General features: G+C 46.2%; 27 protein-coding genes. All 27 read right to left on the bottom strand.

Going from position 1 to position 22,572, the window contains the following annotated elements; translation table 11 throughout:
* Positions 1-2 precede the first annotated feature (2 nt).
* Positions 3-2,003 (bottom strand): chemotaxis protein CheA, encoded by a 2,001-nt coding sequence (locus KNO95_RS02575; RefSeq protein WP_214702238.1) that lies wholly within the window; start codon positions 2,001-2,003, stop codon positions 3-5.
* A gap of 19 nt (positions 2,004-2,022) precedes the next feature.
* The gene (locus KNO95_RS02570) at positions 2,023-2,862 is read right to left on the bottom strand and encodes a MinD/ParA family protein (RefSeq protein WP_034771109.1); all 840 of its coding nucleotides are present in this window, start codon (positions 2,860-2,862) and stop codon (positions 2,023-2,025) included.
* Positions 2,841-3,899 (bottom strand): flagellar biosynthesis protein FlhF, encoded by a 1,059-nt coding sequence (locus KNO95_RS02565; RefSeq protein ID WP_026826231.1) that lies wholly within the window; start codon positions 3,897-3,899, stop codon positions 2,841-2,843. Before KNO95_RS02565 ends, KNO95_RS02570 begins: the two co-directional genes overlap by 22 nt.
* Position 3,900: 1 nt before the next feature.
* A complete protein-coding gene (flhA, locus tag KNO95_RS02560) occupies positions 3,901-5,922 on the bottom strand; it encodes a flagellar biosynthesis protein FlhA (RefSeq protein WP_285801751.1) in 2,022 nt (673 codons plus the stop codon).
* 13 nt (positions 5,923-5,935) lie between these two features.
* Positions 5,936-7,030: a flagellar biosynthesis protein FlhB gene (gene flhB, locus KNO95_RS02555; protein ID WP_214878225.1), complete on the bottom strand. Its 1,095-nt coding sequence runs from the start codon at positions 7,028-7,030 to the stop codon at positions 5,936-5,938.
* On the bottom strand, positions 7,027-7,797 hold the full coding sequence (fliR, locus tag KNO95_RS02550; RefSeq protein WP_026826234.1) for a flagellar biosynthetic protein FliR: 771 nt from the start codon (positions 7,795-7,797) through the stop codon (positions 7,027-7,029). Before fliR ends, flhB begins: the two co-directional genes overlap by 4 nt.
* Positions 7,794-8,066: a flagellar biosynthesis protein FliQ gene (gene fliQ / locus KNO95_RS02545; protein ID WP_026826235.1), complete on the bottom strand. Its 273-nt coding sequence runs from the start codon at positions 8,064-8,066 to the stop codon at positions 7,794-7,796. Before fliQ ends, fliR begins: the two co-directional genes overlap by 4 nt.
* A gap of 11 nt (positions 8,067-8,077) precedes the next feature.
* The gene (fliP, locus tag KNO95_RS02540; RefSeq protein WP_026826236.1) at positions 8,078-8,743 is read right to left on the bottom strand and encodes a flagellar type III secretion system pore protein FliP; all 666 of its coding nucleotides are present in this window, start codon (positions 8,741-8,743) and stop codon (positions 8,078-8,080) included.
* Complete coding sequence (locus KNO95_RS02535; protein WP_026826237.1) at positions 8,740-9,234, bottom strand: flagellar biosynthetic protein FliO; 495 nt, start codon at positions 9,232-9,234, stop codon at positions 8,740-8,742. The genes fliP and KNO95_RS02535 overlap by 4 nt, the downstream gene beginning before the upstream one ends.
* Entirely contained in the window at positions 9,231-9,596 is a 366-nt protein-coding gene (locus tag KNO95_RS02530) for a response regulator (protein ID WP_026826238.1), read from the bottom strand. The genes KNO95_RS02535 and KNO95_RS02530 overlap by 4 nt, the downstream gene beginning before the upstream one ends.
* Before the next feature lie 13 nt (positions 9,597-9,609).
* Positions 9,610-10,725, bottom strand: a complete 1,116-nt coding sequence (gene fliY, locus KNO95_RS02525; RefSeq protein WP_026826239.1) for a flagellar motor switch phosphatase FliY — start codon at positions 10,723-10,725, stop codon at positions 9,610-9,612.
* A complete protein-coding gene (gene fliM / locus KNO95_RS02520; RefSeq protein WP_026826240.1) occupies positions 10,722-11,711 on the bottom strand; it encodes a flagellar motor switch protein FliM in 990 nt (329 codons plus the stop codon). Before fliM ends, fliY begins: the two co-directional genes overlap by 4 nt.
* A gap of 9 nt (positions 11,712-11,720) precedes the next feature.
* A complete protein-coding gene (locus tag KNO95_RS02515; RefSeq protein ID WP_026826241.1) occupies positions 11,721-12,173 on the bottom strand; it encodes a flagellar basal body-associated FliL family protein in 453 nt (150 codons plus the stop codon).
* Positions 12,166-12,384 (bottom strand): flagellar FlbD family protein, encoded by a 219-nt coding sequence (locus KNO95_RS02510; RefSeq protein WP_026826242.1) that lies wholly within the window; start codon positions 12,382-12,384, stop codon positions 12,166-12,168. The genes KNO95_RS02515 and KNO95_RS02510 overlap by 8 nt, the downstream gene beginning before the upstream one ends.
* On the bottom strand, positions 12,384-13,274 hold the full coding sequence (flgG, locus tag KNO95_RS02505; protein WP_026826243.1) for a flagellar basal body rod protein FlgG: 891 nt from the start codon (positions 13,272-13,274) through the stop codon (positions 12,384-12,386). Before flgG ends, KNO95_RS02510 begins: the two co-directional genes overlap by 1 nt.
* Positions 13,275-13,291: 17 nt before the next feature.
* A complete protein-coding gene (locus tag KNO95_RS02500) occupies positions 13,292-13,720 on the bottom strand; it encodes a flagellar hook capping FlgD N-terminal domain-containing protein (protein WP_026826244.1) in 429 nt (142 codons plus the stop codon).
* Positions 13,692-14,777, bottom strand: coding sequence for a flagellar hook-length control protein FliK (locus KNO95_RS02495; RefSeq protein WP_214702240.1), 1,086 nt, complete (start codon positions 14,775-14,777; stop codon positions 13,692-13,694). The genes KNO95_RS02500 and KNO95_RS02495 overlap by 29 nt, the downstream gene beginning before the upstream one ends.
* A 22-nt stretch (positions 14,778-14,799) precedes the next feature.
* Positions 14,800-15,366 carry a MotE family protein gene (locus KNO95_RS02490; protein WP_026826246.1) on the bottom strand — a complete coding sequence of 189 codons (567 nt, stop codon included), beginning with the start codon at positions 15,364-15,366 and terminating at the stop codon, positions 14,800-14,802.
* A gap of 1 nt (position 15,367) precedes the next feature.
* A complete protein-coding gene (locus KNO95_RS02485; protein ID WP_214702241.1) occupies positions 15,368-15,802 on the bottom strand; it encodes a flagellar FliJ family protein in 435 nt (144 codons plus the stop codon).
* Positions 15,799-17,118: a flagellar protein export ATPase FliI gene (fliI, locus tag KNO95_RS02480; protein ID WP_026826248.1), complete on the bottom strand. Its 1,320-nt coding sequence runs from the start codon at positions 17,116-17,118 to the stop codon at positions 15,799-15,801. Before fliI ends, KNO95_RS02485 begins: the two co-directional genes overlap by 4 nt.
* Positions 17,105-17,830 (bottom strand): FliH/SctL family protein, encoded by a 726-nt coding sequence (locus KNO95_RS02475; RefSeq protein ID WP_214702242.1) that lies wholly within the window; start codon positions 17,828-17,830, stop codon positions 17,105-17,107. Before KNO95_RS02475 ends, fliI begins: the two co-directional genes overlap by 14 nt.
* Positions 17,814-18,821 carry a flagellar motor switch protein FliG gene (gene fliG, locus KNO95_RS02470; RefSeq protein ID WP_026826250.1) on the bottom strand — a complete coding sequence of 336 codons (1,008 nt, stop codon included), beginning with the start codon at positions 18,819-18,821 and terminating at the stop codon, positions 17,814-17,816. The genes KNO95_RS02475 and fliG overlap by 17 nt, the downstream gene beginning before the upstream one ends.
* 5 nt (positions 18,822-18,826) lie before the next feature.
* Positions 18,827-20,398, bottom strand: coding sequence for a flagellar basal-body MS-ring/collar protein FliF (gene fliF, locus KNO95_RS02465; RefSeq protein WP_214702243.1), 1,572 nt, complete (start codon positions 20,396-20,398; stop codon positions 18,827-18,829).
* Positions 20,399-20,420: 22 nt separating this feature from the next.
* Entirely contained in the window at positions 20,421-20,702 is a 282-nt protein-coding gene (gene fliE / locus KNO95_RS02460) for a flagellar hook-basal body complex protein FliE (protein ID WP_026826252.1), read from the bottom strand.
* A gap of 13 nt (positions 20,703-20,715) precedes the next feature.
* Positions 20,716-21,144, bottom strand: a complete 429-nt coding sequence (flgC, locus tag KNO95_RS02455) for a flagellar basal body rod protein FlgC (protein WP_026826253.1) — start codon at positions 21,142-21,144, stop codon at positions 20,716-20,718.
* A 3-nt stretch (positions 21,145-21,147) separates the two neighbouring features.
* Positions 21,148-21,516, bottom strand: a complete 369-nt coding sequence (gene flgB / locus KNO95_RS02450) for a flagellar basal body rod protein FlgB (protein ID WP_214702244.1) — start codon at positions 21,514-21,516, stop codon at positions 21,148-21,150.
* Positions 21,517-21,787: 271 nt separating this feature from the next.
* Positions 21,788-22,567 carry a GTP-sensing pleiotropic transcriptional regulator CodY gene (codY, locus tag KNO95_RS02445; protein ID WP_026826255.1) on the bottom strand — a complete coding sequence of 260 codons (780 nt, stop codon included), beginning with the start codon at positions 22,565-22,567 and terminating at the stop codon, positions 21,788-21,790.
* Positions 22,568-22,572: the final 5 nt, after the last annotated feature.

Genomic DNA, 22,572 nt, shown 5'->3' with positions numbered 1-22,572 from the left:
CCTTAAAAGAGATCGTTACTATCTACGATAAGGGCGACGCGACCGTCACCGAGAATGGTCGCCCCAGAGATAGCCGGAATCCCTTCAAGATACGTACCGAGCGGTTTCATGACAATTTCTTGTTGGCCAATCAAATCATTGACGACGACTCCGACGAGTTTATTGCCTTTACGAACAACGACAACCGGGAATTGCGATTTTGTTTCCGATTCAATCTCAAACATTTCTTTCAAGTAAACGAGTGGGACCAATTGACCTCGGAAGTCAAAGACCCGCTCACGATGTGCTGTTAAAATATCTGCTTCATCGAGTAATGTCGTCTCAAGAATTGATGTCAACGGAATTGCGTAAGACTCCTCGCCAACTTGTACGAGCATCGCCGAGATGATCGAGAGAGTGAGCGGTAAACTAACTTGGAATTTCGTACCTTGCCCTGTGACCGTCTCTAAGGAAACGACACCACCGAGTGACTCAATTTTATTTTTGACAACATCGAGTCCAACCCCACGTCCTGACAGGTCAGTCACCACGTCTGCCGTCGAGAAACCTGGAGCAAAGATGAGCATCGCCAATTCGTTCTCAGACATCGCCGTCGCTTCATCATCCGTGATGACACCACGTTCCAACGCTTTCGAACGAACCTTGTCGACGTTAATACCTGCGCCGTCATCCTCAATCTCTATAAAGACGCGGTTTCCGCCATGATAAGCGCGTAAAGATAGCATACCTTGCTCTGGTTTCCCGGCTTGAAGACGCGCTTCTGGACGTTCGATTCCATGGTCAATCGCATTCCGAATCAAGTGAACGAGTGGGTCGCCAATCTCATCGATGACCGTGCGATCAAGTTCTGTTTCTGCACCAGAGATATCCAGCTGTACTTTCTTGTGGATTTCTTTTGCGACCGAGCGAACCATACGTGGAAAGCGATTGAACACTTGCTCAATCGGCATCATACGGAGAGTCAAGACGAGTGATTGCAATTCGTTCGTTCCACGTTTGATTTTTTCGACCGTTTCATTTAATTCAGGTTGACCAACTTCATCAGCTAAGCGCTCTAATCGTCCGCGATCGATGATGAATTCTTCGAACAAGTTCATGAGTCGGTCGATGCGTTCTAAGTTGACGCGAATCGTTTTTGCTTGAGCCTGTGCTGCCACTTGCTCTTTTCCGTCCTTCGCGTCTTTCGATTCTTCCTTATCCGGAACACTTTGTACGATTGGTTCGGGGGCAATCGTCTCGGCCGTCACAGCGACTTCTGGTTCACTGTCGGACTTTTCTGTGAACGTACTGACTTCAACGCGTTCTACTTCTGATACTTGGGCGATGGCGTGTTCAATCATTTCTGTCGTCTCCTGCGATAGGAATAAGACGTCAAACGACAAATCGAATTGTTCTTGTTCAATCTCTTCTGTCTCAGGGTACGTACGTACGACTTCACCCAACTCTTGGAGGCGATCAAATACCATATACGCCCGTGCCGCTTTCAACACAACAGCTTCTGATAATTTGACAGTGATTTGATATGCTTCAAATCCAGATTGTTTCGCTTGATCGATGACCGAATTCGTATACAGATCGACTTCGAACGTATTTGTCTCTGACGTTTGTTCGACTACAGCCTCTTTACCACCGATGAATGATTGGAATCCGGCGACCGTTTCAGAAACATCCACGTTCGCGCCCTTTCCTCCGCTTTCGATGTCTGCAATCATGTCCTCCATCTGTTCCATAGCGATGAACATCGTATCCAACAATAATTGGTTACTTTCTTTTTTACCGCCCCGCACGAGGTCGAGCGCACTTTCCATCTCGTGTGTCAAATTTGCGACTCGTTCATATCCCATCGTCGAAGACATACCTTTCAAGGTATGTGCAGACCGGAAAATCTCTTGTACGACATCTGCGCCGCCTGTTTGCTCCAATTTAAGTAATTGCGTGTTGATTGATTGGATATGTTCTTGGGACTCATCTAAAAACAACCCTAAGTATTCGTTCACGTCCATCTCTATTACCTCCCTGTCGTTATACTCGGTTCCACTGTTTCCTTAAATTCCCCATCAAACGATTCATCAAGTGACGTGGTTTCGGCGGCGTCCCCGTAAGCGTTGTCAAAATTCGTTCGAGCCGCCAGCTAATATCACTTTTTCGATTGTATTGATAAAACGGGACTTGTGCGATGACTGCCTTTCTGACAGATGCGTCATCTGGTAGAAAGCCGAGGAATCGAATCGTTTTATTTAAAAACTGTTTGCATGCGACTTCCATCCGTTCGAAACATTGAAGTGCTTCCTCACCAGACTGAGCTCGGTTGACGATGACGCCTAGCGGTAAGTCAGGATACTGATGATGCACCAGTTTCGTATATGCATAACCATCCATTAACGAGGTAGGTTCAGGAGTCAAGATTAAAAACATCTCATCACACCCGGCAATAAATTGGAGCGAAGTGTCCGTCGCTCCAGCCCCCATATCGAAAAGGACGTAATCATATTCGGTCAGTACTTCGAGTTCTCGCATGAGAAATTGCATGTCATCATCTGAGAGATGGACGAGTTGGTCCTGCCCACTCCCTCCATGTAATATATCGACACCATACACATTTTTCTGAACAGCTGAAGCCAACGGAATACGAGCTTTGACAGACTCAATCATCGTTCTGGACTTCATTGCATTCATAAGAATATGAACGTTGGCCATACCAATGTCAAAGTCGACAATCAACACCCGTTTCCCGAGCTCGGCTAAGGCGATCGCTGTGTTGACGCATACGTTCGTTTTTCCGACTCCGCCTTTTCCACTCGCAAAGGCAATCGTCGTCGGATGGGCACCATTAATTGCTCTTAAACGCCTTGCTTGGTCCATCTTGCCCACCCTTCTTTCTCGAACAGTCGTTTCGTCAATGCATCCGCATGTCCTCGAATCAAGTCATCTGGCACTTCTTGACCATCCGTCATCCATGCGACCGGCAGACCACTCTTTTTCACCATGCGGTACATCGCATGGATATCACTCGTTTCGTCCGCTTTCGTAAAGATGAGCGAGCTGAGGGGCAACGATTCAAACTGGGAATAGATCATGTCCATGTCTTTCATTTTTGAAGTCAAACTCAACACGAGTGAAAGACTCGTTTCTGTAAAGTCATGATGCTCATGAAATTGTTCCACATATGCAGGATCACGGAAATTTCGTCCCGCCGTGTCAATCAATACGATATCTTTACGGGCAAATAATTGCTTCGCCCGTTTAAAATCATGAAAGTCATACGCCACCTCGACCGGAATACTCATGATTTCAGCATACGTTTTCAACTGTTCAATCGCTGCGATTCGATACGTATCGGTCGTGATCAAGCCGACCGTCTTGCCTTCCTTCAACTTGAAGTGCGCTGCAAGTTTAGCAAGCGTTGTTGTCTTCCCAACCCCCGTCGGTCCAACGACCATTACATATCGTTTGGCATCCGGTGGTTCAATGAAGGACGATTTGACTTGTTCGTACACATATCGTTCGACCTCTTCTATGGATTTTGTCGTATAGTACAACTCGTTCAGTGTCTCTTCCCATGATTCATCTTCAAATGACCCTGTCGAGAGTAACGATTCAACGTGTCGCAGTGAAGAGTGAAGCCTCGGTGCCGGTGCACCAACTACGCGAGGAGGTGGCGTTTGAGGTGTTACAGGTTTCGTTGATTCCGTCCGTACCGGGACAGACTGCCGCGGCTGTATGGTCGTTTGTTCTTTTTCAAGCGCTGCAATGACTTCCACTTGCTTTGAGGCGAAGAGCCCGAACCATCCGGTCTTCACTTGTCGTGAATTGAGGATGACCGCTTCATCACCGAGCTCTTGTTTTACTTTCGCCATCGCTTCTGCCATCGTCTTAGCCGTAAACTTTTTAATCTGCATCTTAAATCACCCCAATACTTTTCACTTCGACGGAACTGAGTAATTCGTTATATGCCAACACTGGAACATCGGGATAATACCGTTCGAGCAATTGTCGAACGAATAGACGAATTGTCGGTGAACATAAAATCACAGCCGATGCCCCATACCGTTCAAACATGGACAGTTGCTCGCCCGTACGTTCGATAATTTCCCGAGCTTGCTCCGGGTCGAGGGCTAAATAGTTCCCAAACTCCGTTTTCTGAACCGCTTCTTGAACGGTTTGTTCTGTCTGACCGCCGAGCGTGACCACGTAAAGCGGCCCCTCAGGAGGCTTCACTTGATCGGTCAACTGACGTGACAAGCCTTGACGGCAATACTCTCCAAGAATCTCTGCATCTTTCGTCACTTTTCCGTAGTCTGCCATCGTCTCGACCAAAAGAGGCAAGTTTCGAATCGATACATTTTCCTGTAACAAGTGGCGTAACACCTTTTGAATCTCGCCGATTGAGAGAACCGATGGCGTGACATCTTCTACTAGAACAGGATGAGTTTCCTTCAAATGTTCGACGAGTTGCTTCGTTTCTTCTCGTCCGAGTAAGTCAGCGGCATGTTTCTTCAGCGTCTCTGTTAAATGTGTCGCGACAACGGATGGGGGGTCGACAACGGTATACCCGCTCATCTCTGCCCTCGTCCGAGTCTCCTCATCAATCCAAAGAGCAGGAAGCCCGAATGCCGGTTCTGTCGTTTCAATCCCATATACTTCAGGGTCTTCAATCCCCGGACTCATCGCCAAGTAATGGTCAAGCAGCAACTCACCTTCCGCGACGACATTCCCTTTCACTTTAATTCGGTAGGCGTTCGGTGAAAGTTGCAAGTGGTCACGAATCCGGACAGTCGGTAAGATAAACCCGAGTTCGAGTGCGAGTTGACGACGAATCATGACGACCCGATCTAACAGGTCACCACCTTGCGACTCGTCCGCAAGCGGAATCAAGCCATATCCGAATTCAAATTCAATCGAGTCAATTTGCAACAACGAGACAACCGACTCAGTCGGTGCTGTTGAAGGTTCTTCCTCGATCATCGGTTCTTCCGTTGCCTGACGGATGTTACGTCGCATCGTATAGGCACCGAAGAACGCGGTACCAGCGATAATCATCGTTACCGGAAGAAGTGGTGGTGACACGAATCCAAGCATGAAGACGATCGAGCCTGCGATATAGAGCAGCGCCGGGTTTTGCCCGAGCTGGTCAATCACATCTTCTCCTAAGTTCCCGTCCGAGACGGCACGGGTCACGATAATCCCAGTCGCTGTTGAAATTAAGAGAGCCGGGATTTGACTGACTAGCCCGTCCCCAATCGTCATGAGTGAGAACGTTTGAAACGCTTGTCCAACCGGTAAACCCATTTGAGCGACACCGATGATAATTCCAAAAATCAAGTTGATTGTTACAATAATAATCCCAGCGATGGCATCCCCTTTAACGAACTTCGAGGCACCATCCATCGACCCATAAAAGTCGGCTTCACTTTGAATTTTACGGCGACGAATCTGAGCCTCTTTGTCATCAATCAACCCAGAGTTCAAGTCAGCATCAATGGCCATCTGTTTCCCTGGCATCGCATCGAGCGTAAAACGTGCAGATACTTCAGACACACGTTCCGCACCCTTCGTGATGACGACGAATTGAATGATGACGAGAATCAGGAAGACGACGAACCCGACAAGGACGTTCCCGCCGATTACAAAGTCACCGAATGTCGCGATGACTTCCCCACCGTACCCGTTCGAAAGAATCGAACGAGTCGTCGATACGTTCAACCCGAGACGAAACAACGTCACAATCAATAAGAGAGAAGGGAATACGGAGAAGTCGAGTGCTTCCCTGGCATTCATCGCTACAAGTAAAATCATGATCGCGATTAATATATTTACGATGATTAAAAAATCTAATAAAAAGCCCGGTAACGGGATGATTAGCATAATGACAATCATCAAGACGCCAATCAAAATTGCAAAGTCTTTCGCTTTTACTGCCAACACATACTCCTCCTCAAGACGGTTGCTTCATTTGGTAGACGAATGCGAGAACTTCCGCAATCGCTTGATAAAACGACTCATCTACCACCTCACCGATGTCGATTTGCGCATAGAGTGCTCGTGCGAGCGGCTTATTCTCTACAATCGCCACGTCATGTTCTTTTGCTACATCTCGAATATGAAAGGCGACTCGGTCGACACCTTTTGCGACAACGAGTGGTGCAAAGTCTTTCGTATCGTCATATCGAATGACGACCGCGTAATGGGTCGGGTTCGTGATGACGACGTCTGCATTTGGAATTTCTTGCATCATACGTCGCATCGCCATTTCTCGTTGCTGCTGTTTGATCTTTGATTTAATGAGTGGATCACCTTCGGAATTTTTGTACTCATCTTTAATATCTTGCTTTGACATTCGAATCGATTTTTCGAAATCAAAACGTTGATAGAAAAAGTCAAGTAACGCAAGTGCGAGTAAAGCGACACTCACCCAAAGTCCAAGCTGAATCGTAATACTCGCGAGTGCGATAATCGATTCTCGAATCTGTTCGACGGCCATGCGAGACAATTCTTTTTGATTTTGCCAAAGGACAGTAACTGCGGTTGTCAGGATGATTAAAAATTTGAATAAGGACTTTAAAAATTCGACGACCGCTTTCATACTGACGATGCGTTTCACCCCTTTAATCGGGTCAATCCGCTCGAGCTTCGGCTGAATGGCCTCTAACGAAAATAGCGCTCCAATTTGGAGGTAGTTGATCAAAATCCCAAACACGACGGCAACGATAAAGAATGGTGCTAAAATCAATCCAACGCGCAGCATCAAATCGACCACCATATCCGACATGCCTCCAGTCACATTGAACAATAAATATTCCGGACTGAGTAAATCTCCAATCAACGAAAGTAATTGTTGACCGATAAATGGCCCAAAAAACGATAACATGAGGAACATTACAAAGAGCGCAAACGCTCCAGTCAAATCCGCAGACTTAGCGACTTGCCCTTTCTTACGAGAATCCTCTCGTTTACGCGGTGTCGCTTTTTCTGTTTTTTCACCTGCAAAAAACTGTAGATTGACCGATAAAGGGTATAGAGGCTTCTTCATGACGCGTCTCCTAGTATAAGCATAAAATCGTGCATCACTTCTTGAAGCAACGGAATGAACTGGCTAATTGATGTCAGTGTCAGCCCTAACAACAAGACCATGACGGAGAACCCGGCAATGAGTTTGAATGAAAAACCGATAGCAAAGATATTGAACTGCGGTGCCGACTTCGCCAAAAAACCAAGTGCTAAATCAACAAGTAATAAAGACGCCATCATCGGTAACGCTAACTGTAATGCGACCATCATCGTCATCGTGACGACTTTTACGGCCATCATGAGCGAGGCTTCGGTAAAGTTGATCATCGGTTGACCGGGTGGGTAGATTTGAAAACTATAGTAAATACCATCAATCAGCAGAAGATGCAAGTTACTCGTCAATAAAATGAATAGCGTAAAAATATAATAAAATCGTCCGATCAATGGCGATTGCCCTCCAAACATCGGATCATACGCGGAAGCCATTGCCAAACCGAGTTGTAAATCGATCACCCCACCGGCAATTTGCGGAGCAAAGAAGAGAATATTGATCAATAATCCGAGCAATAGTCCGATTACGACCTCATATACCACTTGCAACACAAACCCATTGGTCATTTGTATCGGCTCGGTCAATGTGAACATCGCGTAATACGCTAAAAACGCACTGAACCCCACGCGATGCATGACCGGTAACTGCTTCGTCGAGAACAACGGGACACTGACAAAAAAGCCAGACAGTCGCGCGAACGTTAACCCATACATACTGATGAAATCGACTGCATTCATTTCGACGCAACCTCAACCATTAGCTCGAAGATCAATCGGGTGAACCCTTCAATCTGTTGAAGCATCCATGGTCCGAAGATGACCAGTCCAATAAAGACTGAGATGATTTTTGGGACGAACGATAATGTCTGTTCTTGAATTTGAGTCGTGGCCTGTAAAATCGAGATCACGAGACCGACAATCAGTGAGATGAGTAAAAGTGGCATTGCAATTTTTAATAATGTCCACACACTCTCTGTTGCCAAATAGATGACCATTTCTTGTGTCATGTCCGTTCCCCCTACATACTTCTAAGCAATGATTCCACAATCAAGTGCCAACCATCGACCAATACAAACAGTAATAATTTAAACGGTAGTGCGATCATAACCGGTGGAAGCATCATCATCCCCATCGACATGAGGACACTTGCGACGACCATATCAATGATTAAAAACGGTAAGAAGATCATGAAGCCGATTTGGAATGCGGTCTTCAACTCACTGATCGCGTAAGCAGGTACCAAAGCGAGAAGCGGTACATCATCAAGTGTTTCAGGCTGGTCGTAATTCCCATACTTCAAAAACAATTGCAAATCCTCTTGTCTCGTATATTTCGACATGAATGCCTTCATCGTCCCACTCGCCTCATCGAACGCCTCATCTTGTGAGATCTTGTCATCGAGGTAAGGCTTCAAAGCGTTCTCGTTTAAGTCAGAGAGAACCGGCGACATGACGAACAGTGTGATAAACAATGCCAATCCGACAATCAATTGGTTTGGCGGGGTTTGCTGTGTACCGAGCGCTGGTCGAATGAATGACAGGACGACCACGACCCGGGTGAAACAGGTCATCAAGATTAAAAAGGATGGTGCAAGCGTCAGTAACGTCAACAAAATCAATAACTTGATGGATGTCGAGGTACTGTCCGGTGTTTCTAAATTGATTAATTGCTCAAACGTTGTCATGATTTCTTCCTCACTTCTTCTAGCTGAGCAAGTTGTTTCTTAAAGGTGTCTAAAAATGCATTCGAATTTGACGTTCGGAGTGACAAAGATTCTGTTTGCTCGTCATCCACCGCTTCCGCATCGAGTCGATCGATCAGTTGAATCGAGTCACCTACACCAAGGACGTACACTTGGTCCCCGAGCTTCACGAGCTGGACAGAGCGATCTTTTCCGAGAGGGACACCTCCGAGATGTTTCATATGTTGAGTCGCTTTCACGCCTTGTGTTTTTGAACTGAGCCAACGCATCAAGACGATGAAACCACCGACCACGACAACGAGACTTAACACGACTTTCACGCCATTGCCAATCGTTGACGCTGTCGTTGGAACTTTACTTTCCACTTCATCTGTCTGTTGTTGCTCGAATTGTTGGTCTACGGTGGCGGCCTCAACCGTGGCCGGAACAAAGAGCCCGACCACGAGAAGAATAATCAACCACCATTGCTTCATTGTGCGACCGTTTTAGAAACTGCTTCGATGACGCGTTCTGCGTTGAACGGCTTGACGATGAAATCTTTCGCACCGGCTTGAATCGCATCAATGACCATCGCTTGTTGCCCCATCGCCGAACACATAATAATTTTAGCGTTTGAGTCAAAACTGCGAATTTCTTTCAAGGCTGCCAAACCGTCCATCTCAGGCATCGTAATATCGAGTGTGACGAGATCCGGTGTGAGTTCACGGTATTTCGCAATTGCGTCCGCTCCGTTCTCCGCCTCACCTACTACGTCATATCCGTTCTTTGTCAAAATATCTTTGATCATCATGCGCATGAACGCTGCGTCATCCACTACTAATACTTTTGCACTCATTCTAATTTCCTCCTTAGACGATTCCGATCCGCTCATGCGGTTGAATAATTTCTGTTACACGTACCCCAAAGTTTTCTTCAATGACCACAACTTCTCCTCTAGCGATTCGTTGTTGATTGACATAAATATCGACCGGTTCACCTGCTAGCTTGTCGAGTTCGATGATGGAGCCTTGCGATAACTCAAGCACTTCCCGAACGGATTTTTTCGTTCTTCCTAACTCTACTGTCACGTTCAACGGAACGTCATACAATAGACCAAGGTTCGCCGGGGCTGCATCTTGTGAGGCCGATGATTGGAGCGGCATAAATTCTGCCTGACTCACTGCCACTTCAGGCATGGGCTTTTGCTTATCCGGTTGCGGGGCAACAGATTGTGATTGTGCTTGCGGTTGCGGTTTTGGTGCTTCCACTTTCGGTTGCTCTTTTACCGATTGTTTTACTTCCCCGGTTGCTTTCATCAACTCATCGACCAATTGCTTTCCAAACTGAATTGGTGCAATCTGGACGATTTTAGAGTCAATCAATGTGCCCACTTTGAGATTGAATTCAATGAGTACCATTGTTTCCCAAAGTTCAAGCCGATCGATAATGGTCTGATTCTTCGTTGCATCAAATACTTCAACAAGTGGTGGGGAAATGTCGATTTTTTTCGAAAATACCGTCGACAGTGACGTTGCTGCCGCACCCATCATCTGGTTCATCGCTTCTTGAACAGCCGATAAACGAATCTCATCGAGACTATCAGGATCTACATTCTCACCCGTTCCACCTAGCATAAGATCAGAAATGATGGCCGCATCTTCGCGAGTCAACACGAGGACGTTCTCCCCTTTAATTCCTTCTGTGTAACCAACACGTAAGGCCACGTGAGGAGTTGGGTAACGCTCACGCAAGGCATCAATTGTCACTTCACTGACAATCGGTGTCGTGATTTCAACTTTTTGTTGTAGTAGTGTCGACAAGGCCGTTGCCGAGTTGCCGAACGAAATGTTACCAATTTCCCCAAGTGCGTCGCTCTCCATCGAATCTAAATGTTCTTCTTTCACTTCGACTTCCGGCGTCGGCGTATTGTCGCTTGTTCCACGTAATAACGCGTCAATTTCATCTTGTGACAGCATCTCACTCATTGCTCTTCCTCCTTCACACGGTGAAGCACTTGCACAGCCATTCGCTTCCCGCTCACACCGACTTGCCCTTTAAATACTTTATTTTCTCCCACCATGACGGATAGAGGTTCTTTCGCTAATTGATCAAGTGCCAAACAATCTCCAACTTCTAGATGCAGTAAATCTCCAAACGTAATTGTCGTCTCACCGAGTAAAGAGACAACCTCGACCGCCGAGTTCATCAACTGGGCTTTGAGCGGTTCTTTACTCGATTCGCTCGCATTCCGACGATTCGCTTCCTGCATCCAATAATGACTCGAGAGTTTGGATAAAACAGGTTCGATTGTCACGAATGGGAGACAGACGTTGATTGTCCCACTCACTTCCCCAATCGTCACTCCAATCGAGATCAACACGACCGTCTCGTTTGGTGAAACGAGTTGCAAGAACTGCGGATTCACTTCAACAGCAGACATTTCTGCTTTAATCTCTGCAATCGATTCCCATGCATCCCCATAACTTGAAAAGGCACGCTTGTACAATTGCGTCAAAATCCGCATCTCGATTTCAGTGAACGATTCGATTTTATCCACCTCGACACCCGGGCCACCAAGTAAGCGGTCTAACATCGCATACGAAATGTTCGGGTTGACCTCGATGATGAACCGACCGTTGAGCGGTGGCGCTTCAATCAAGTTGATCATCGTCATACTCGGAATAGAATGAATGAATTCATCGTACGGTAATTGTTCGACCGAGTTGACCGAAAATTGAACATATGTGCGAAGCTGGGCCGAGAAAAATGTCGTTAACATGCGAGTGAAGTGCTCGTGAATCCGAGTTAAACTACGAATTTGATCTTTAGAAAATCGAACGGCTCGCTTGAAGTCGTATTGTCGAACTTTTTTCTCTTCCTCTTGTGCGAGAAAGGAATCCGCTTCGACATCCCCACTGCTTAGAGCAGATAGTAAGGCATCAATTTCTTGTTGAGACAGTACTTCTCCCATGATGCCACCTCACTGAATAATTTTCTTCGTCATATAGACGCGTTGGACTTCACCTTCTTCAAGCAGTCCGTTAAGTTGTTCTCGTAATGTCTGTTCGAACTTTTGCATATCTTCTTTCGTCGTCAACTGTGCTTTGGTCATGCCAGCCAAATCGCCAAGAATAACGTTATGAACTTGGAACTTGCGCAGTTCTAAATTCTCTTTTGTTTCAGCTGCATCAGTGACAATCGTAAATTGAACGTTGATGAAACGCTCGTCTTGAATGTTTGTCGTCATATCATCTGTCATGAAACTACGTTCCGCCAACTCTTCAGCCGTGACCGGTTTCGTTTTAGCAGTGACGTTATCACCGAAGACGTATTTGTAGGTCATGAACCCGGCTCCGCCCATGACGAGCAGGACGACTAGCAAGATAATCACGACCTTCAGGCCGCCACCTTTTTTCTTTTCTTCTTCACTCATCTTCTTCACCTCTTGTGAACATCGTTCCGACTAAACCAATTGAGCGGTAAAAGACTTCGGTTCGTTCAATGATTTGGTCTTTCGTTTCTTTCACGAGATACGTTTTGCCATTAAACAATTGGATAATCGTGTCGGGCTCTGCTTTCACCGTTTCGATGAGCAGGGCGTTGAGCACGAACTCCTCACCTCGAAATGCCGTGACGCGAATCATCAGCGTTTCAAGTTAACGAGCTCTTGAAGAATCTCGTCTGAAGTTGTAATAATACGTGTATTCGCCTGGAAACCACGTTGTGCCACAATCATTTCCGTGAACTCTTCAGAGAGGTCAACGTTTGACATTTCAAGCGCACCGGAGACGAGTGTTCCTCTACCTTCTGCCCCCGGGACTCCAATCTGCGGTACACCTGAGTTTTGTGATTCAGAAAAGTTGTTTGCCCCAGTCTTTGAAAGACCTGCATTGTTCGCAAAGTTTGCTGTGACAATATAACCCGCAACTTGTAATTTACCTGCATCATCTACAAAGCTGACTTTACCGTCTTTTGCAACCGAAATCGCTTTGGCAGTTGGAGGAATCTGAATACGGCCATATCCATCTGCTGGACCAGGAGTTACCGTTGGATCGTATGGTGCAATTGCGGTTTCAACAGAATTAAGTGGTGGAGTTCCAGCTGGTGGTGTCGCTGTACGAGAAGCTAGTAAGAACGTCCCGTCCCCAGTGACAAGGTTTCCATCATTGTCAGTATAAAAGTTACCTGCACGAGTATATTGGAATCCATTTTCAGTTCGTGTTACATAAAAACCTTCACCTGAAATTCCAACATCAAGGGCACGCCCTGTATTTTGCATGGCCCCTTGGTTGTACACGTTATCGACCGTTGCCATCGTACCACCTAGTCCGATTTCTTTCGGGTTAATCCCCCCTGCAGTCGTTCCGTTACCACCCGATGCACTACCAACTTGCTGACTGACGAGGTCTTTGAACGTGACGCGACCTTTTTTATATCCGAACGTGTTGACGTTGGCGATGTTGTTCCCGACGACGTCTAGCTTTGATTGGAAGTTCTTCAATCCACTGATTCCTGAGTACATTGCTCTTAACATTATATTTCCTCCTACGCTTATTTGATGGAAGTGATATCGTATACGCTGACTGACGTGCCGTCTTCAAGATCGGCCATATACCCTGTTAAATCATTTCGAGAGATTGAGACAACGCGACCTGACCCTTTTGTCGTCTCTTCGCTCGTTTCTGATGTGAAGTCGATTGTTTTACCAATCATGCTACTGTATTCAGAAATCGATGACATATGGCGGTCAACGAGGACAGAGTCAAGTTGTTTCGAGATCGTTTGCATCTGTTCGAGTGAAGAGAATTGCGCCATCTGTGCGATGAATTCACGGTCTTCCATCGGCGACATCGGGTCCTGGTTCGCGATTTGAGCGAGTAACAATTTCATGAACATGTCCTTGTCGTATTGATTCGTCGCTTTTGGAAGCGACTGGTCTGGCAATGTATAATCATTCGTCTTCGGCTGGATGCTCGTCATCTTCAGATCCTCCTTTCGGCTGTTCGTTAGGTTGTTCCTGGTCCGGTTGCTCAGAACCTTCTGACGTGCCCGACTTCGAATCAAGAGCTTGTTGTGTCAAGTTGACCTCAACCCGAACGTTTTGAGAATGAGGTGCCAATGTTTGCTGCAACTGTTGGACTTGCGACTGAATCAGTTGCTTCGCCTCTTGGCTACTGGCAAACATTTTGACGACAAGCTCCCCGTTCTTCCGTTCCAACTTGACGACAAGTTCTCCAAGTTGCTCCGGATATAGCCTCACGGTGAACACTTTTGAACCATCCGCCCCACTTTTGAACGGTGCCTTTTGAAGAGCCGCTTCAATCCGAGCTTGTAAGTTTTCAGGAATTGACCCTTTTGAAGCATACATGACGGTATCCACATCAATTTGTGGTCTCGACCAGTTCATTCCTTTCGGCATCCAGTCGACATTACTTGACTGAAGTGCAGGTTTTGCTATTTTTACGGTTTCAACATTCGTCATTACGGGAACTTCTTTCATTGTGCCCTCGCCTGGACCTTTATGTTGCGTGATGATCCGCTGAATCGTTTGAACATGCTTTGCAAGTTCTTGATTCGGAACAGGTTGAGTGACTGGAACATGTGGCGTTTGACCAGCTGCTTCTTTTTGGTTCATTACATTGATTGATGAGCTAGCCTGCGTAATCACCGGTAAAACCGAAGTTGAGAGCGTCTCAGCTTCTTGTGAAGAATTGGACAATTGCCCGAGTAATCCTACATACGCATCCATAAACGTACGATACGCATCTTGCGGTAATGACTTAAGCCAATCCAACGTGTCAGGTTTTTGAAACCATGACTCGAGTTCCTTAGCCATCTTTTCAAGGTCGACCGCTGCTTCAGGAAGCGCGCCTTCTTCAAGATGAGGAAGTGCTGTTTGCTCTCCAGAGCCTTGCGTCGAACCGAGCATCGCCGACAGGAGGTCTAGAAAGCCGCCTGCGCTCTGCGACTCACCTTCCGCAACTCCGGCTCGAGCCGTTGATCCTTGAATGGCTTGTGTCAATAAAGCGATATTCAATGTTGGCCCTCCCTTTTCATGTTCATTGGAGAAGCTGCGTCACAACCGCAGCTTGCTGTGCGTTCATACGCCCTAAAATATCCGCCTGCTGTTTAGGAGATAATTCCTTTAACAGGTCAGCTACCTGTGGGCTCTCTAGCTCGCCCATGATTGCTGCAGCCTGTTTGGCAGACATTTCTTCATAGACACTGGCAACATCGGATGAGGTTTCATCTTCTTTAGTCGCTGCTTCAAGCTCAGAGGTGAGACGATCTCGTTCGCGAATCAAATCGGTAATTTCTTCTTGTCTCGCTTTTACTTCGTTCGTCAATTCAACATTCTCATTCCGTAATTTTTCAATCTCACTGTTCGCCGCTTTCAAGCGATTCGTTGTTTCTGAATCGATTCCCGTTACATTGACTTGAGTCTCAGACGTTTTAGTTTCCCCCGTCTTTTCGTCATTCTTTACTTCTAGTAAGGGAACAGATAACAGTGGACGGTCCATCGCATAGTTCATGACGACGATTCCGCCAACTAAAATGAAAATCGCTGGGATGAGGACCAACGCCACAATCATTTGCTTGCCTCGTTTATTGTTCTCTTTTGCCATGCTACTTCCCTTTCCCATGATGAATCACAGCAAGTTCGTCCATCATTTGTTGCTCTGTAAGTTTTGCCACTGTCATCTCATGCAGGCTGGCTTTTTCATGCAGTGTCACATATTTCTTTTCTTCCACCACTTTGCCGAGCAATCGCTCTTGCGATACATGATAGTGATTGCGCGCTTGTTGAACGACGAGCTGTTGCGTCTCGATTTGACGTTTCACTTGTTCTCGTGTTTTTTCACGATATTGCGACATGAGGAGATCGATTCTTCCAGATTGTTCATCTTGATGTTTAATCAATGTTTCATACATTAAGAGGAGATCATATAACTTCTCCATCTCCGTTTCGAGTTTCGATTTCAACCCCCTTACTTCTAAGGCAGCATCTTCTTTCTCATGTTCAGCTATAGGCATGATTCGTTCTAATATGAGTCTATTCATGATTCACCTCGCGCGATATGTGACAAGTGGCCCATCGTCTGTTCAAATGCGGCGTCTTCCTCAATCGATTGCTTCAAGAACGTCAATAAGAATGGATACTTCTCAATTGCCGTATCGATTGCCGGATTGGTCCCTTTTTTATATGCACCGATATTAATCAAATCTTCTGCATCGATATAAGTTGCCAACCAGCTACGGAATGTTTGAGCCGCTTCCCGATGTACAGGAGACGCGATTTGATTCATGACCCGGCTAATCGACTTTAAGACATGGATCGCAGGAAACTGTCCACGGTTCGCAAGCGAACGGTCCATGACAAAGTGTCCATCTAATATCCCTCGCACCGCATCAGCGATCGGTTCGTTCATATCATCCCCATCGACAAGCACCGTATAAAACGCCGTGATTGATCCGCTGGCTGCGGTACCACTCCGTTCTAGCAGTTGTGGCAACATGGCGAATACAGACGGTGTATACCCTTTAGATGTCGGTGGTTCACCGGTTGCGAGTCCAATTTCACGCTGCGCCATCGCAAAACGTGTCACCGAGTCCATCATGAGAACCACTTCTTTTCCTTGGTCGCGGAAATACTCTGCAATCGCGGTAGCCGTGTATGCACCCTTCAAGCGGACAAGCGGTGGCTGATCACTCGTCGCTACAATCACGACGGATCGAGCCATTCCTTCCGGTCCAAGCTCTTTTTCGATGAACTCTTTCACTTCTCGCCCACGTTCTCCAATGAGTGCAATGACATTAATGTCAGCAGAAGAACGTTTGGCAATCATCCCGAGCAACGTCGACTTTCCTACGCCAGACCCGGCAAATAATCCGACACGTTGACCTTTTCCGACGGTCAAAAGACCATCAATCATGCGGACACCGGTCGATAGAGCTTCTAAAATCCTCGGTCGATTCAGTGGGTTCGGCGGTTTGCGTTGAACGTCGTAACGTTTTCCGGTCACGAGTTGCTCACCGGATAAGGGACGTCCTAAACCGTCGAGTACTTGTCCGATCAGTTCTGCGCCTACAGGAACTTGAAGCATCTTCCCTGTCCCTTTTACAAGACAACCCGGTGCGATTTGGATAGTTTCACCGTATGGCATGAGAAGAACACGCTCTTCATTGAAGCCAACTACTTCTGCTTCAACCGTTTCATTTGAAGGAAGGACAATCAAACATCGTTCCCCGACAAACGCGCTCGGTCCATTTGATTCAATCATCAATCCGACGACCCGACAGACTCTACCGATTTTACGCGTATACTCGCCATCTGCGGACTGCTTGATTGATTCGATGACCTGTTCAATAAGCGCCATCCGCTAAAACCTCCTCGATTTTGGCTTGGATGCGTTCGAAGCTGTACGATAAATCGACTTCATTTCCTCGATGTGGCGATTCAATTCGAATAGCTGTTTCGTCAAGCGATCCATCTCCACGATACTTAAGAGGCGGTGTCTCGTCTGTCCGCCACATCGATTCGAATTGCTGAATCGATGCGAGTCGGGTCGGATGTACAAAGATTGTGAGTGCTTCGGCGTCAATTAGGTGTGACATCTGTTCACGAATCATCGTCGCAAACAACTCTTCATCTTTTCGAACAAGATCCGTTGTCACATGAGCACTGACTGAAACGGCCAATTCAATCAGCTGTTCTTCCGCTTGCTTCCATTTTTCTTCAAACAAGAGTTCGAGCTCGGTCGAAACGGAATTTAAACGCGTCGTGATGTCTTCAAACTCCGCCAGTCCATCCTGTCTCCCTTGAAGAAGACCAGCTTGATACCCTTCTGAACGGGCTTCTTCAAACGCTTGTTGTTTCAAACGTTCTAATTGCTCTACTTCTGTCAGTTGAAACTGTTGAAATGCTTCTTCATCCTGTTTCAGCTTCTCGTAGCGCGACTCGATGACTTGATGATGGTCGATGTGATCGGTCGGTTCAATAACGGGTGTTTCTAATCGTTTGGATTCAATCCGTTGCGGAATGTTCGACATTGCACGTTGACGTTTGATTACATTAGACAACGATGTCATCTCCTCCACCTCGGCTGATTACAATCTCGCCGACATCCTCTAGGCGGCGAATGATTCCGACGATGCGGCTCTGCGCCTCTTCCACGTCACGCAATCGCACTGGCCCCATGAATTCCATGTCTTCTTTGAACGTTTCGACCATCCGTTGTGACATGTTTTTGAAGATGATTTGTTTTACTTCTTCTGAAGACACTTTGAGTGCTAACAACAAATCATCGTTCGCCACTTCACGGATGATTCGTTGAATCGCACGAGAGTCGAGTGTGACGATATCTTCGAATACGAACATGCGTTTCTTGATTTCTTCTGCGAGCTCTGGGTCTTCGATTTCGAGCGCATCGAGAATCGTGCGTTCCGTCGTCCGGTCGACACCATTCAACACTTCGACAACCGCCTCAATACCACCCGACTGGGCATAATCTTGCATATCCGTTTGCGAGAGGTTCTTTTCAAGAATTTGTTCCACTTCATGAATAACGTCAGGATTGAGTCGATCCATCGTCGCAATCCGTTTTGCTACTTCCGATTGAATCTCAGGCGGTAGCTCCGATAATATCTGGCCTGACTTGACCGGTTCTAAATGGGCTAATATCAATGCAATCGTCTGTGGATGTTCATTTTGTATAAAGTTCAGTAACTGTTTCGGGTCTGCTTTTCGTGCAAACTCGAACGGTCGTACTTGTAAGGTCGATGTTAGACGATGAATCAATGCCATCGCTTTATCTTCACCAACGGCCTTCTCAAGGACCGTTTTCGCAAATCCGATCCCACCTTGAGTGATGTAGCTTTGTGCCATGGCGAGCTCATGGAACTCACCGAGAATGCTATCTTTTTCTTCCGGGGACACTTTTTTTAACGCTGAAATTTGAAGCGTCAGTTGTTCCATCTCTTCTTCAGAAAGATGCTTATAGACGTTCGCCGCCACTTCCGGTCCCAGGGAAATCATGAGCATCGCTGCTTTTTCGCGATTCGATTGTTTTGCATAATTCACGTTACTCACTCCTCAGACATCCAAGTACGAAGCAGTTTAGCAAACTCTTCTGGATTACTTTCAGCTAATTTTTCTAACTGTTTCTTCTTCACTGCCCCTTCACCTCGCTCCTCGAGGTCCAGGTCTGGAACTTCATCTTCATATGGGACTTCCCATTCGTTCGTCTCTTCCACGACTTCTTGCTTGCGTCTACGCATCGCGAAGAAGATGAGCGCAATAAGAATGACCGCTCCGGCTGCTGTCGCATACATCCACCATGGTGTAGGTAGTTCCGTTGCCGCGATTTCTTCTACTTCGGCGAACGGTCTCGACACAACGACGACCTTCTGTTCGAGTTCGGCATCTGTGATGGCCACATCCGTCTTCGCTAATGAAGTTCGAATGATGGAATACATCATCGTTTCGAGATCACCTTCGAGTTGTGGATCGATACTCGTTGCACCATCTGGCGGCTCAACAATGAGTTGCACACCTAGGTCGCGAATCGTATACGGTGCATTTTGAATCTGTTTGGTGATGCGATTCACTTCATAATTGATGATTTCATGATTCTTTTCACTTTCTTCCGTTCCGTCCCCTGTAGCTGCCGGGAAGTTGATTGTGTCATTTTCACCAGTCCCAGTTGCTTCTGTCGCCGTCCCAGTTGCGCCTGTGTAAGCTTCTGCGATTCGTTCAGCTGAAGTCACAATACCTTCCATATTTTTTTCATCAACTGGCGTCACTAAATTCTGTTCTTCGGCTGTCTGTGTCGTATCGATATCAGCTGTGACAGAAACGAGTACGCTCCGTTCACCTAGTAAGACAGATAACATCTGTTGGATTTGTTGACGGACATCTTTTTCGACTTGACGTTTTAGTGCCAATGGGTCAGATGAAGAGCCCCCTGCAACTACCGTTTGATCGAGATCATAATACGTAAAGTATTGATCCATAATTGAAATATTTTCAGGTTTTAAGTTAGGAACACTCTTACTGATTAAATGATAGAGGCCTTTCACTGTATTCGGTTCCAAGCTCGTTCCTGCACCGACGTTTAATACAATTGAAGCTGTCGGTTCGCCTTGATCTTCTGCTAAAAAGACAGACTTTTCAGGAAGGGAGATGATGACTTTCGCTTGATTGATACCTTCAATTTGAGTGATGAGACGCTCTAACTCCGTCTGCATTGCACTTCGTTCGATGACAGCCATTTCACGGTCTGTCGTTCCAAAACCTGCGTTTTCACTGAAGAAGCTATAGTCAATCGATCCGGATTTTGGAATCCCGGCCGCGGCAAGGCTCACTTTTAACTGATCGACCATTTCATTTGGTACATATACGCTCACACCGTTCGAAGTCGCCTTGATTTCTGACTTCACTCCGTCCGCCGTCAACTTCTCCGTCACTTCACCTGCTTCTTGTGCAGACAAGTTCGTATAGAGAGGTGACATGTTTGGTCTCGAAAGGAAGAATGTGAGTACGAAGGCCGCGATTAGAATGACCGCAATCGAGATGCCCCATACGAGTTTTTGCTTCGTTGAAATCGCCTTCAATGAGTCGGTCATGGATTTGAATCGTTCTTTTAATTGTTCATTCATCGCAACTTGTCATCCTCTACAATTAAACTTGCATTCGCATCATTTCTTGATAGGCTTCAACAGCCTTGTTCCTCACCTCGATGGCAAGTTGCATCGCAATCGACGACTCTTCGCTTTGGATCATCACTTGATGAAGGTCAGCTTTTCCGACGGCCAAATCTTTACGGGCCTCACTTGTCGCTTGTTGTGTCTCATTCAGCGCGTTCATCGCTTCATTCAAATACGACCCAAACTGAGATGGGTTCGTTTTGTTCATTGATGGCATGACTTCCGGGCTCATCAATTGAATCGGATTAATTTGCATCCCTGATCACTCCTTATCCTTTTCCAATCTCCATCGCTTTGACGAGCATCGCCTTCGATGCGTTCATTGCAGCAATGTTCGCTTCGTAAGAGCGAGTTGCACCCATTAGGTCGACCATCTCTTTTAACAAATCAACGTTTGGCATTTGTACGTACCCACGCTCGTCCGCATCGGGATGGCTCGGATTGTAGGCCAACTTGAAAGGTGCATCGTCTTCGATAATTTGAGACACTTGCACCCCACCATTAACAGCATCCATTTGTTTTCGGAAAGGTGCTTCCTGCAACACAGTCATCTTTCTCGTATAAGGTTGCCACTCGCCATCTACGAGTTTCCCTCGTGTCGTTTGGGCATTGGCAATGTTGGCTGAGACGGTATCCATTCGTAAACGTTGAGACGTTAACGCTGATGCTGAAATATGAAAACTATCAAACATTCCCATCGATTAACGCCCTCCCCGAATAACTGATTTTAATCCTCCGAGCCTGCGATTTAATTGCTCCATCGTCGCCTCGTACTGGAGTTGGTTTCGTGCCAGTTCACTCATTTCATAATCTAAGTCGACATTGTTGCCATCACTTCTCATCGCTCCACCTGCTCGATCGACTACTTTTGATTGAGTCGAGTCACTCGGTCGACCACCTTGTAGTTTGAGACGCATCTCACTTTGAAGTGTCTGCTCAAATATCGCTTGTTTCGCTTTAAAATTTGGTGTGTCAATGTTTGAAAGGTTATGACTGATAACCTTCTGATTGAGAACTGCATGATTAACGGCTTGCTTGAGTAATTGATAGTCACTACCAATCCAATTCACGGCGTTCACTCGCTTTCGTGTGATAACTACTGAATATACCTGATTTGGAAATTCCACTATTTCATTGAAACAAATCTGTAACAGTTCTGAAAGATATTTTTTAAAACATAGGTAAATGGCTTAATGTATTTTTGTCGAATTGCCGACAAATTCTGAAAAAAATTACTTTTGCACTAAAAAAAACCGCCCTCTGCCAAGAGAAAGCGGTTTTTTAGGAATAAAGTCCCTTTTTAAGGGTTTTCAATGTTAATTATACATCAAAAGTTGCGTTCTAGTTTGATTTTAGTTTTTGTAATTCAAACAAGAAGTTGTCATTTAATATTTTAATATACGTTCCTTTCATTCCTAAAGAACGTGACTCAATAACCCCCGCACTTTCCAATTTTCGAAGTGCGTTTACGATTACTGAGCGTGTGATTCCCACTCGGTCGGCAATTTTGGAAGCAACTAGCAGTCCTTCGTTACCACCGAGCTCCTCAAAGATATGCTCGATTGCTTCAAGTTCTGAATACGATAATGAATTGATCGCCATTTGAACGACAGCCTTCTTACGGGCTGATGTCTCTGCTTCCGCAGCTTTTTCCCGAAGGATTTCCATTCCAACTACTGTCGCTGAGTATTCAGCGAGGACGAGGTCGTCTTCTGTGAATTCATTCGCCAAGCGCCCTAAGACGAGTGTACCTAGACGCTCACCACCGCCGATGATCGGAACAATCGTCGTCATCGAGTTTAGGAAGAGATCATGGTTCTCGACAGGGAATGCCGTATATTCGCTGTCGATATCGATGTTCGCTGTCGTTTCCTTGACATTGAACAAGTTTGAGGCATAAGGTTCTGGGAACTGTCGGTCCACCAAGAATGCCTTCATGCGTTCATTTTCAATTTGTTGTTTGATTGCAAAGCCGAGTAAACGTCCACGACGGCTCACGATAAACGTGTTTGATTCAAGTACTTCACGCATTTTGTCCGCCATCTCTTTAAAATCAACGTGCGCACTTGCTTCTTGTTGAAGCATCGTGTTTAATTGGCGAGTTTTGTCTAGTAAATTCATAATGT

This window comes from Exiguobacterium sp. ERU653 (assembly GCF_018617775.1).
Classification (GTDB): domain Bacteria; phylum Bacillota; class Bacilli; order Exiguobacteriales; family Exiguobacteriaceae; genus Exiguobacterium; species Exiguobacterium marinum.
Note: the sequence above shows the minus strand (reverse complement) of the source record. Positions and strands in the feature narration are given on the sequence as shown.